Origin of the sequence: Nocardioides sp. YIM B13467 (genome assembly GCF_042788075.1) — a bacterium.
Classification (GTDB): Bacteria; Actinomycetota; Actinomycetes; order Propionibacteriales; family Nocardioidaceae; genus Nocardioides.
In genome coordinates, this window is the sequence record NZ_JBHZPJ010000046.1 from 2,292,599 (window position 1) to 2,304,275 (window position 11,677).

The window sequence follows — 11,677 nt, forward strand, 5'->3', positions numbered from 1 at the left end:
GGTTCTGACAAACGAGCCGTCGGCGTCGTACGCCGATCGGCGATACGTGGGAAAGGACTCACGTGACTGAAACCATGGAATCCACTGCGCCGGAGCCGAACGCAGCCCCGAAGAAGCGCGGTGGCCTTGGCGGAATGCTCCTCGCCGACCTCAAGGCGATGGCGAACGGTATGGGTATCACCGGGGCCAACTCGATGAAGAAGGCCCAGCTGATCGACGCGATCAAGGCTGCGCAGAGCAGCCGTGCGCAGTCGGCGCCGGCGGAGAGGGCCGAGAAGCCTGCCGCCGCCGAGAAGCCTGCTGCCGAGAAGCCCGCCGCTGAGAAGCCTGCGGAGAAGACCGCAGAGAAGCCGGCCGAGAAGGCCGAGAAGCCCGCGGAGAAGTCCGCCGAGGCTGCTGACGCCGGCAACGAGGGCGCCCAGCGCCCGCGTCGCCAGCGCAACCAGAACCAGAACAAGACCGGCGGCCAGGGCCAGGGCCAGGGCGGTCAGGGTGGCCAGGGCGGCCAGTCTGGTCAGTCTGGTCAGCCCGCCGGTGGTGGCCAGAGCAAGGGTCCGGCCAAGACCGGCCAGCCTGCCGCCGAGAAGAAGAACGAGGACGCCCAGAAGGAGCGGCCGGCCGAGTCGGCCGACGACGCGGGCGATGACGACGGCGAGGGCGGCAGCCGCCGCAACCGCCGCCGCCGTGGCCGCGACCGCGACCGCAACCGCCCGGGCCGCGGCGAGCCGGACACGACCGTCCTCGAGGACGACGTGCTCGTGCCCGCGGCAGGCATCCTGGACGTACTCGACAACTACGCCTTCGTCCGCACCTCCGGCTACCTGCCCGGACCGGACGACGTCTACCTCTCCCTGTCGCTGGTCAAGCGTCTCGGCCTGCGCCGTGGCGACGCGATCGTCGGCCAGGTGCGCCAGCCCCGCGAGGGCGAGCGCAAGGAGAAGTACAACCCGATGGTGCGCATCGACTCGGTCAACGGTGCCGACCCCGAGGTCGCCAGGCACCGCGTCGAGTTCGACAAGCTCGCCCCGATCCACCCCGACCAGCGGCTTCGCCTCGAGGGCGGCTCCGACCCGGTCACCGGCCGGGTCATCGACCTGGTCGCGCCGATCGGCAAGGGCCAGCGCGGCCTGATCGCCTCGCCGTCGAAGGCCGGCAAGACGACCGTCCTGCAGGCGATCGCCGGAGCGATCACCGCCAACAACCCCGAGTGCCACCTGATGGTGGTGCTCGTCGACGAGCGCCCGGAGGAGGTCACCGACTTCGAGCGCAGCGTCAAGGGCGAGGTCATCGCCTCCACCTTCGACCGCCAGCCTGCCGACCACACCGTGGTCGCGGAGCTGGCGATCGAGCGGGCCAAGCGCCTGGTCGAGCTCGGCCACGACGTGGTCGTCCTGCTCGACGGGCTGACCCGCCTGGGCAAGGCGTACAACCTCTCCGTCCCGGCGTCGGGCCGGATCCTCGGTGGCGGCGTCGACTCCGCGGCGCTCTACCCGACCAAGCGGTTCTTCGGTGCGGCCCGCAACGTCGAGGACGGCGGCTCGCTGACCATCCTCGCCACGGCTGCGGTCGAGACCGGTTCGAAGACCGACGAGATCATCTTCGAGGCGTTCAAGGACACCGCCAACTCCGAGCTGCGACTGAGCGAGGAGTACGCGGAGGCCGGGATCTTCCCCGCCGTCGACGTCAACGCCTCCGGCACCCGCCGCGACGACCTGCTCTTCACCGGCGGCGAGGGCGACGCGGTGCGCAAGCTGCGCGCTTCGCTGGCGACGCTCGACGGTGCCAAGGCCGCCTCGGTCCTGGTCGACAAGGTCACCGGGTCCGCCACCAACATGGTGCTGCTCAACGAGGTCGCCAAGAGCTGAGTGCGATGTGCGTCCTGGGGCCGCCGGGAATTATTGGCGGCCCCAGGCGTTCACATACACTGAATCCTCGGTGCCGGTTCACGTCCCGCAACCTGCGGTGGCGACCCGGAACCCAATGTCTTGAGAGGAACCTCATGAAGTCCGACATCCACCCGACTTACGTCGAGACCCAGGTCACCTGCACCTGCGGAAACTCGTTCACCACCCGCAGCACCGTGGCCGAGGGCGCCATCCGCGCCGACGTGTGCTCCAACTGCCACCCGTTCTACACGGGCAAGCAGAAGATCCTCGACACCGGCGGTCGCGTGGCTCGCTTCGAGGCTCGCTTCGGCAAGCGCAACAAGTAGCTCTCAACGCGCCGGCCCCCACGTGTCCTGTGGGGGCCGGCGCGGCGCACTNATCGAGCCGGCGACCTGCTCCTGGTACCAGCCGAAGTCCTCGCCGCCGAGGCTCTGCGCGGAGACGACGGCACCCCGCTCGCCCAGAACCTCGCGGACGCTCTCGACGAGGATCTGGTGGGACTCCTCGTCGTTGCTCACCGGAGGTACACCGCGGGTGTAGTCGACGGCGGCGGTCACGCCGTAGGGGGCGATGATCTCGGCGACGACCTCGCGCACGACGTGCTCGACCTCGCTCCAGGCGTCGCTGTCGAGGATCCGCACGGTGCCTCCGACGGAGCCGTGGGCGGGGATCACGTTGTGGATCTGACCGGCGGTGACCTTGCCCCAGACCACGCTCACGCCGGCCCGGGGGTCCATGCGCCGGCTCAGGATCACCGGCAGCTCGGTGGTCACCTTGGCGAGCGCGAAGACCAGGTCGCCGGTCAGGTGCGGGCGCGAGGTGTGACCGCCGGTGCCGCTGAGGTGCACGTCGATCATGTCGGCGGCGCTGGTCAGCGCGCCGGAGCGGATCCCGACCCGGCCGACGTCCACGGTCGGGTCGCAGTGCAGCGCGAAGATCCGCTCCACGTCGTCGAGCGCGCCCAGGCTCATCAGGTGCAGCGCCCCTCCGGGCATGACCTCCTCGGCGGGCTGGAACAGCAGGCGTACGCCACCGGACAGCGGTGACTCGCGATGCAGGTCGGCCAGCGCGAGGCCGGCACCGAGCAGTGCCGCGGTGTGCACGTCGTGGCCGCAGGCGTGCGCGACCCCGGGGACGGTGCTCGTCCAGACGTCGGTGGTGACGTCGTCGACGGGCAGGGCGTCCATGTCGCCGCGCAGCGCGACGACCCTCGAGTTCTTCCCGTCGCCGCCGAGGTCGGCGATCAGACCGGTCGCGGACGGCCGGTCGACATGCCAGCCCGCCTTCTCCAGTCGCTCGGCGATCAGCTCGGTGGTGCGATGCTCCTGCCAGGAGAGCTCCGGGTGCGCGTGGATGTCCCGGCGCAGGTCGGTCAGCTCGGCGTCGTAGGCATCGACTCGCTCGGCGAGGAAGGCAGCAGGTTCCAGCATGGTCCCGTCAGACTAATCCTTGTCGTAGGCGGCCAGGATCCTGTCCGCGGCGACGGTCGCCGGAAGCTCCCCGGAGAGCACCTCGTCACGGATCTCGTCGCGGATCGCCTTGACGCCCGCGGAGTGCTTGAGCCGCTGGTCGAGCTCGTCGCGGACGAGGGCCCAGGTGAAGTCGAGCTGCTGCTCGGCGCGCTTGGTGCGCAGCCCCTCCTTACCGAGGTGGGCGCGGTGGGCCATCACCTGCTCCCAGACGGAGTCGACCCCGTCGTCGTGGAGCGCCGAGGCGGTGACCACCGGCGGGGCCCACTCCTCGCGGGAGCGCACCAGCCGGAGTGCGCCGGCGAGCTCGCGCGCGGCCGCGCGCGCCTCCTGGGCGCGGTGGGGGTCGTTGGGGTCGGCCTTGTTGACCGCGATCACGTCGGAGATCTCCAGGATGCCCTTCTTGATCCCCTGGAGCTGGTCACCGGTGCGCGCGATGGTGAGGAACAGGAACGTGTCCACCATCCCCGCCACGGTCACCTCGGACTGCCCGACGCCGACCGTCTCGACCAGCACCACGTCGTAGCCGGCCGCCTCGAGCACCGCCATCGCCTGCACGGTCGCCCTGGCGACCCCGCCGAGCGTGCCGGCGGACGGGGAGGGCCGGATGAAGGCGTTCGGGTCCACGGAGAGCCGCTGCATGCGCGTCTTGTCGCCCAGGACGGACCCGCCGGTGCGTACCGACGACGGGTCGACGGCCAGCACCCCCACCTTGAGGCCGTTGGCGGTCAGCCGGCTGCCGAGCGCCTCGATGAAGGTCGACTTGCCGACCCCCGGCACCCCGGAGATCCCGACCCGCACGGTGTCGCCCGCCGGGAGCTTGGTGAGCAGCTCGCGGGCGATGTCGCGGTGCTGGGGCTTGGTCGACTCCACCAAGGTGATCGCTCGTGACACCGCCGCCCGCTTGCCGTCGCTGATGCCGTCGAGAAGGTCTTGTACGTCGGGCCCTGGCATGGCCAGCACCTTAGCCAATCGCGAACCGGGTCAGCGAGCGCGCCGCAGGACGTCGCGCACGACGCCGGGCAGCTGACCCGAACGTACGTCGTCCAGCGGCACCCACGAGACACCCATCTGCACCGCGTACCAGCCGGCCGCGGCGGCGATGATCGCCAGGCCGACGACGGCGACGACCCATCGCTGCGACGGCGAGGAGGCAGCGCGGGCAACCGGTCCGACGGTGTCACGGATCCGTTGCGAGGCGAGCCAGGCCGCGGACATGAAGACCATCGCGGCGACGTAGAGCACCACGGTCAGCGGCAGCCCGAGCGCCATGCAGCCGACCGCGACGGCGGCCGCGATCACACCCGTCAGCGCGGTCAGCGCCGCCGTGCCGGGGACGGCGCGCACCAGGTCCCACGGCGAGCGGACGAGCGCCCACAGGCCGTCGTACCACTTCCGTCCTCGCGCCTCGCGACGCTTCGACAGATGGTCGGCGGCCAGCGAGACCGCCCGCAGCAGCCAGACGCCGAGGCCGAGCAGGGTGGCGCCCAGGAACGGGTACGCAGCCACTACCCCGGCGAGGATGGCGGCGAGCGCGACCAGGATCAGGAAGTGCATCGGCCCCGGCCAGCGCTTGAGGTTGGCGTGCTTGCTGGGTGGGCTCCAGCCGGGCTCGGGCGACGGGGCCGGTGGCGGAGCCTGCGGGTCGAACCGGCGCACCACCACGGGCTCGGCCGGCGCGTCGGCGACGGTCACCGCGGTCGGCGGCACCTCCTCCACCTCCGTCACGGCATCGCCGGCGGCGTCCGGGTCCACCAGCGTCGGCTTCAGCTTCGCGTCCACCGGTGCGGCGGCCAGCGGCATCGTCACCGGCAGCACCTTGGTGACCGTCGAATCGGCTCCGGACCACGGCACCTCGGGCTCCATCAGCCACTCCCGCAGCTCCTCGAGACCCGGCCGGTCCGCGGGATCCGTCGCCAGCGCCGCCGTCAGCACCTCCCGCATCGACCCCTCGATGCCGTCGAGGTCGTGCTGGCCGCGGCGTACCCGATCCAGGACGGCCATCGACGGACCGGTCCCGAACGGAGGTCGGCCCAGCAGCGCATAGGCGGTGGTTGCGGCCCAGGAGTGCACGTCGCTGGCCGGCGACGAGGGCGTCCCCTCCAGGATCTCCGGGGCCAGGTAACCCGGGGTGCCGACGAGCCATCCGGTGAGGGTGATCTTGGGGTCGTCGGCGACCCGGGCGAGCCCGAAGTCGATGAGCACCGGCGTACGCCCCTCCATCACCACGTTGGAGGGCTTCACGTCACGGTGCAGCACGCCGGCGTCGTGGCAGGCGGCGACACCGCCGGCCAGGCAGCGCGCCAGCCAGAACCGGTCCTCGCCGACGACGGGTCCGTCGTCCTTGATCCGGTCGTGCAGCGTCGGCCCCGGCACGTAGCGGGTCGCGACGTAGGGAAGGTCGGCATAGGGGTCGGCGTCGACGATCTCGGCGATCCAGGGGCTGCGCACCTGCCGCAGCGACCGCACCTCGCGCTCCAGCCGGGCGCGGGTCTCCTCGTCCCCGACGACATGCGTACGCAGCACCTTCAGCGCCACCCGCTCGCCTGTCTCTTCGTGGCGGGCCAGATGGACGACGCCCATACCGCCCTCACCGAGCTTGCTGAGGATCTCGTAGGCGCCGACCCTCATCAGCCCGTCCCCGGATGCCCGCCCGGGGCGTAGGTCCGTCACAGCTCTGAGGCTAGACGAGCCCGACGCCCCCGGCGAGGACATACTCGGGACGGTCAGTGATCGAGTTGCTCCCGCAGACGACCGAGCAGGTCGATGGCGGAGTCCGCGATGACGGTGCCGGGCAGGAAGACCGCAGCGGCACCCATCTGCTCGAGTGTGGCCACGTCGTCGGGCGGGATGACCCCACCGATGACGATCATGATGTCCGGGCGCCCCTGCTCCTCCAGCGCCGCCTTCAGCGCGGGGAGCAGCGCGAGGTGACCGGCAGCCAGCGACGAGACCCCGACGATGTGCACGTCGGCGTCGACCGCCTGCTGCGCGACCTCCTCGGGCGTGGAGAACAGCGGGCCTACGTCGACGTCGAAGCCGAGGTCGGCGAAGGCCGAGACCACGACCTTCTGGCCACGGTCGTGGCCGTCCTGGCCCATCTTCGCGACCAGGATCCGCGGGCGGCGGCCCTCGGCCTCCTCGAACTCCTTGGTCGCCTTCAGCACCTCGGTGACCTTCGAGTCACCCGACGTCGTCGCCTCGTCCCGATACACACCGGAGATGGTACGGATGACGGCCTGGTGCCGTCCCCATGCCTTCTCCATCGCGTCGGAGATCTCCCCGACGGTCGCCTTCGCCCGGGCCGCGTCGACGGCCAGCTTGAGCAGGTTGCCGTCCAGGTTGCCGGTGCCGCTGGGCTTGCTCGTCGAACCGGCCGCGTTGGTGATGGCCTCCAGGGCCCGGCGTACGTCCTCGTTGTCGCGCTCCGCGCGCAGACGCTCGAGCTTGGCGAGCTGCTGCTTGTAGACCTGGTCGTTGTCGACCTTGAGCACGTCGAGCGGGTCCTCGGAGGGGAGCCGGAAGGTGTTGACGCCGATCAGCTTCTGGGCACAGGAGTCGAGGCGCGCCTGGGTGCGGGCGGCCGCCTCCTCGATACGCATCTTCGGGATGCCCTGCTCGATCGCCTTGGCCATCCCACCGGCCGCCTCGGCCTCCTGGATGTGTGCCCAGGCGCGCTCGGCCAGATCATGCGTCAAACGCTCGACGTAGTAGGAGCCGCCCCACGGGTCGATGATCTCGGTCGTGCCGGACTCCTGCTGCAGGAGCAGCTGGGTGTTGCGGGCGATGCGGGCCGAGAAGTCGGTCGGCAGCGCGATCGCCTCGTCCAGCGCATTCGTGTGCAGCGACTGGGTGTGGCCCTGGGTCGCGGCCATCGCCTCGATCGCGGTGCGGCCGACGTTGTTGAAGACGTCCTGAGCGGTCAGCGACCAGCCGGAGGTCTGCGAGTGGGTCCGCAACGAGAGCGACTTGGGGTTCGTCGGGTCGAACTGCGAGACCAGACGCGACCACAGCGCGCGGGCCGCGCGCATCTTGGCGACCTCCATGAAGAAGTTCATCCCGATCGCCCAGAAGAAGCTGAGCCGCGGCGCGAACGCGTCTACGTCGAGGCCTGCGGCCAGACCGGTCCGCAGGTATTCGACCCCGTCTGCCAGCGTGTAGGCGAGCTCGAGATCGGCCGTCGCCCCGGCCTCCTGCATGTGGTACCCGGAGATCGAGATCGAGTTGAACCGGGGCATCTTCGCGGCGGTGTAGGAGAAGATGTCGCCGATGATCCGCATCGACGCCGCCGGCGGGTAGATGTAGGTGTTGCGGACCATGAACTCCTTGAGGATGTCGTTCTGGATGGTCCCGGCCAGCTTCTCCGGAGGCACCCCCTGCTCCTCGGCGGCCACGATGTAGAGCGCCAGCACCGGCAGCACCGCACCGTTCATGGTCATCGAGACCGACATCTGATCCAGCGGGATGCCGTCGAACAGCGTCCTGGTGTCGTAGATGGAGTCGATCGCGACGCCCGCCATGCCGACATCGCCGCGTACGCGCGGGTGGTCGGAGTCGTAGCCACGGTGGGTGGCCAGGTCGAAGGCGACCGAGAGGCCCTTCTGACCGGCTGCCAGGTTGCGGCGGTAGAACGCGTTGGACTCCTCTGCGGTCGAGAACCCGGCGTACTGCCGGATCGTCCACGGCTGGGTCGTGTACATCGTCGGGTAGGGCCCGCGCAGGAACGGGCTCAGGCCCGGGAAGGTGTCGAGCGCGTCGAGACCCTCGAGATCCGCAGGCCCGTACGCAGGCTGGATCTCGATGCCCTCGGGGCTCAGCCACGGCGCTCCGTCGGTTGAGCCGCGAGCGCCAGCGAGCGTTTCGAAACCAACAGGGTCGCCCAGGAGCGGGATCCCCTTGAAAGAGCCGGGAATCGTCATGAGAGCTTCTCCCTCGTAGCGGTCAGGAAGGCGAGCGCGTCGACACCCATCGAGGCGGCGTCGTCCACCTCGGCGTCGACGGCGTCGGGCTTCCCGGCGATGATCACGTGTGTGGCGCCGGCCTCGCGGAGGGCCGCGATCGCGGCCGCACCCCACTCGGCGTACGTCTTGTCCGACCCGGCCAGGCAGACGACCTGCGGTGCGCCGGCATGCGCCCGAGAAAGTGCACGGTACTTACCGGCAAGCTCCTCGGCGTCGCTGGTCGGGCCCGCGACCTCGACGCCGATGCCACCGGCGGCGAGGAGGTTGGTCGCGAAGGTCGCCCGGGCGGTGTGCTGGGCGACCGTGCCGATGGTGGCGAGGAAGACCTTGGCCGTGGCGGGAGCGTCGCGCAGGGCCTCGAAGGAGGCGCCGTAGCGCACCACCCGTTCGTTCAGCGGGTCGACCGGCCGCTCCGGGAGCGTCTCGGCGAGGTTGGGGAACTCGGTGAGCCCGGTGATCGGGCGCCTGCGCCGGGCGATCGCCTTCTCCCGCTCGGCGGAGACCGCCGCGATCCGGTCACGGAAGGGAGAGAAGTCGTGACCTCCGACGGCGTTCGCCCCGGTCCACTCCTCCTCGAGCTGGATGAACGCCTCCCAGCCGGCGGCGGCCATGTCGGCGGTCAGCTGCTCGACGGCGAAGGAACCACCGGCGGGGTCGGCGACGGCCGCGACGTGGGACTCGTCGATCAGCAGGTGGGACACGTTGCGGGCGATCCGTCGCCCGAACCCGTCGGGTACGCCGTTGGCGGAGTCGAAGGGCAGCACGGTCACCGCGTCCGCGCCACCGACACCGGCGGCGAAGGCGGCGACGGTGCCCCGCAGCATGTTCACGTAGGGGTCGTACTTCGACAGCATCGGCCGCGAGCTCACCGCGTGGACGCGCATCTCCACGCCCTCGGCCCCGGAGAGCTCGAGGACTCGTGCCCACAGCTGACGGGCGGCCCGTAGCTTGGCGATCGTCGGGAACTGCTCGTCGGTGGCCGCGAACCGGAACTCGATGAGGCTCGCCGCGACGGCGGGCGAGAATCCTGCCTCGGTCAGCGCTCGCAGGTAGGCGACGCCGACCGCGATCGACCAGCCGAGCTCCTGCACGTCGGACGCGCCCAGATCGTGCGCAGCCGTGGCATCGACAACGATCGCGCGCACCCCGATCCCCTGCGCGAGACGAGCCAGATCGACCAGCTCGGCGAACGCCTCGTCGGGCGCAAGCGGCAGGTCGCGCAGCAGCGCGCCCATCGGGTCGGCGCCCAGGTTGGTCGCGGCGTGCAGCCCGGTGCCACGCTCGGCGATCAGCGCGAGCAGGTTCTGGGCGACCTTGACCGCACCGATCGGTGCGTCGAGCACGATCGGCGCCAGGTCGAGGAGCACCTTGTCGAGGAGCACCGCGAGGTCGGTGGTCTCGTCGGCGGCCACCCACAGCGAGGAGACCCCGCCGTCCAGGTCGACCAGAGCGGCCTCGTTGGCCGCCTTGGCGTCCACGCCGGAGAGACCGGAGACGAGCGAGCGGATGTCCCAGGCGCCGGCGCGCGTGGGACGGGCCGCGTCGGCGAAGGATTCCCCAGGCAGGCCGAGCGGGGCGATCCGGAGTCCGTCGAGGGAGGTGCGCGTCAGCTTGTCCCAGACGAGCGAGTCGGCGTCGTCAGCGGTCAGCCGACCACTCTTGCGGAGGACGGCAGCAGTCGCCGCCTCCCACTCTGCCTGGGAATGGGCATCCGCCGGCTGGGCAAGGCGCAACGAGTCGTCGCGAGCGGCGTCGTTCATGGGTCGAACCTTAGGCCGATGAAGTGGCGGTGACCACAAAGTGTGAGGTTTACAACCGCTAACTGAGACACGCCGCTAGGTTGACCGCCGTGAAGGTACGCACTCCGGGCGGACAGGTCTATCGAGTCACCCGACGCTGGGTCCCGTGGCAGCGGAAGTCGCGCCGCCTGAGTCTCGACGGACTCGAGGTCCCCCTCGGCGCGCCTTCCGGCGACGATCCGATCAGCATGATCCTCATGGTGCTCTGGCTCATCATCGCGCTGCCGATCCTGGTCGTGGTCGTCGCGGTCATGCTGCTCACCGGCATCGAGCTCCTCCTCCTGCTCGCGATCCTCCCCTTCGCCATCGGCGCCCGGGTCGTCTTCGGCCGTCACTGGACCGTCGAGGTCCGCCGCAGCTTCACCCCCATCCACGAGGAGCGCGCCGGCAACTGGACCGCCAGCGGCGTACGCATCAAGGAGCTCGCACGGGAGATCGAGTCGGGCAACGTCCCCGCCGACACCCTCGCCAAGCAACCTCAGGAGCGCCAGTCACCCATGGCGTGACCTTCGCTCCTAGGGTCGGCGCGAATCGGGCAGTCGCTCGAGCAAGCAGCTGGGCTCCCGGCCCAGCCACGGGATCTCAGGATCCGCGCCACGGCCTGGGCCGTGCGACACGGAGTGTCGAACACCTGGTGCCAGCGCAGCCGAGCCGTGACCGTTCCCGACGCGGCGAGGTCGTCCAGGGCACGATCGGCGTCCCGCGCCTGATCGCGCCACGCGCCGTGACCAAGTGCGCCATCGAGCTCGACCACGAGTCCGTACGCCGCATACTCGACATCGCGGAACTGGCTGCCGCTTGACGTCGTGCGCGGCGCCTGCCGCTCGGCCGGCGGGAGACCGTGCGCGCGCTCGACCTTGGTGAGGTAGCCGTGCTCGAGAACCGAGTGGCTCCCAGACTCAAGGTCGTCAACAATCGTGGCGATCCACGCGCGCCGCCGTAGCGAAGGGAATCGACCAAGCGCCGCCCGCATTGACGCCGGCGTGACGTACGACCGCCCAACAACCTGCGCAAGACACGCTATGGCGTCGATCTCCGAACGCGCTTCGTGCGCCATCGCCAACGCATTGTCCTCGAGCTTCAGCCGCGGCGGGGTGCCACCAAAGGCATGGCTCTCGAGATTGGTGAGCCGGTGGATCACAATGCCGGGCTGCGCCCTGACCCTGCGAATCTGGTCGATCGCGACGTGGATCGGATCGGGGACGAAGCCCGGCCGCGCCAGCTGCTCGGTCCTCGGAGGCTCCGCGCTCGGACCGTACAGATAGGCGGGCGCGGCATAGAGGACCGCTGCCCACGCCCGCTGATGCCAGTTGAGCGGACCGGTGTGGTCGACGTAGATCCGGGGATGCACCCGGCGAAACTCCTTGCGACGCTGCATCCTCGCCAGTTCAGCACGCGTCACACCACCAGCCACCAACTGAGAATGGGTGAGCACCCCGTCCTGCATCCGTCGCTGACTCTCCAACCGCAGGCGGACCCGCTCCTGCTCCCACTCGTCGTCGTCCGCACGAGACCCACCCGAGACCCCCATGATCCAGTTATCCCACGAAGGCTGGCTGATC

General features: G+C 70.3%; 9 protein-coding genes. 3 read left to right on the forward strand and 6 right to left on the reverse strand.

From position 1 onward, the window contains the following. Positions 1-74: 74 nt before the first annotated feature. Together rho and rpmE are read left to right on the forward strand one after the other, a co-directional pair. On the forward strand, positions 75-1,865 hold the full coding sequence (gene rho / locus ACFX43_RS18085) for a transcription termination factor Rho (protein ID WP_378831289.1): 1,791 nt from the start codon (positions 75-77) through the stop codon (positions 1,863-1,865). A gap of 134 nt (positions 1,866-1,999) precedes the next feature. Then, a complete protein-coding gene (rpmE, locus tag ACFX43_RS18090) occupies positions 2,000-2,212 on the forward strand; it encodes a 50S ribosomal protein L31 (RefSeq protein WP_008362128.1) in 213 nt (70 codons plus the stop codon). A gap of 3 nt (positions 2,213-2,215) precedes the next feature. On the opposite strand, the gene ACFX43_RS18095 is transcribed toward rpmE, so the two are convergent. From ACFX43_RS18095 to ACFX43_RS18115, 5 genes are read right to left on the reverse strand one after another with little or no spacing between them, the layout of a single operon-like run. Continuing rightward, positions 2,216-3,316, reverse strand: coding sequence for an amidohydrolase (locus ACFX43_RS18095; RefSeq protein ID WP_378831298.1), 1,101 nt, complete (start codon positions 3,314-3,316; stop codon positions 2,216-2,218). A 12-nt stretch (positions 3,317-3,328) separates the two neighbouring features. After that, the gene (gene meaB, locus ACFX43_RS18100; RefSeq protein ID WP_378831302.1) at positions 3,329-4,327 is read right to left on the reverse strand and encodes a methylmalonyl Co-A mutase-associated GTPase MeaB; all 999 of its coding nucleotides are present in this window, start codon (positions 4,325-4,327) and stop codon (positions 3,329-3,331) included. Between the two features lie 12 nt (positions 4,328-4,339). Continuing rightward, entirely contained in the window at positions 4,340-6,028 is a 1,689-nt protein-coding gene (locus ACFX43_RS18105; RefSeq protein WP_378831314.1) for a protein kinase, read from the reverse strand. A gap of 53 nt (positions 6,029-6,081) precedes the next feature. Then, a complete protein-coding gene (gene scpA / locus ACFX43_RS18110) occupies positions 6,082-8,274 on the reverse strand; it encodes a methylmalonyl-CoA mutase (RefSeq protein ID WP_378831320.1) in 2,193 nt (730 codons plus the stop codon). Then, complete coding sequence (locus tag ACFX43_RS18115; RefSeq protein ID WP_378831327.1) at positions 8,271-10,076, reverse strand: methylmalonyl-CoA mutase family protein; 1,806 nt, start codon at positions 10,074-10,076, stop codon at positions 8,271-8,273. Before ACFX43_RS18115 ends, scpA begins: the two co-directional genes overlap by 4 nt. Positions 10,077-10,165: 89 nt before the next feature. On the opposite strand from ACFX43_RS18115, the gene ACFX43_RS18120 reads away from it, so the two are divergent. Further along, the gene (locus ACFX43_RS18120) at positions 10,166-10,621 is read left to right on the forward strand and encodes a hypothetical protein (protein ID WP_378831334.1); all 456 of its coding nucleotides are present in this window, start codon (positions 10,166-10,168) and stop codon (positions 10,619-10,621) included. Here the strand turns inward: ACFX43_RS18120 and ACFX43_RS18125 are convergent. Beyond that, positions 10,594-11,562, reverse strand: a complete 969-nt coding sequence (locus ACFX43_RS18125; RefSeq protein WP_378831338.1) for a hypothetical protein — start codon at positions 11,560-11,562, stop codon at positions 10,594-10,596. The genes ACFX43_RS18120 and ACFX43_RS18125 overlap by 28 nt on opposite strands. Between the last annotated feature and the right edge of the window lie 115 nt (positions 11,563-11,677).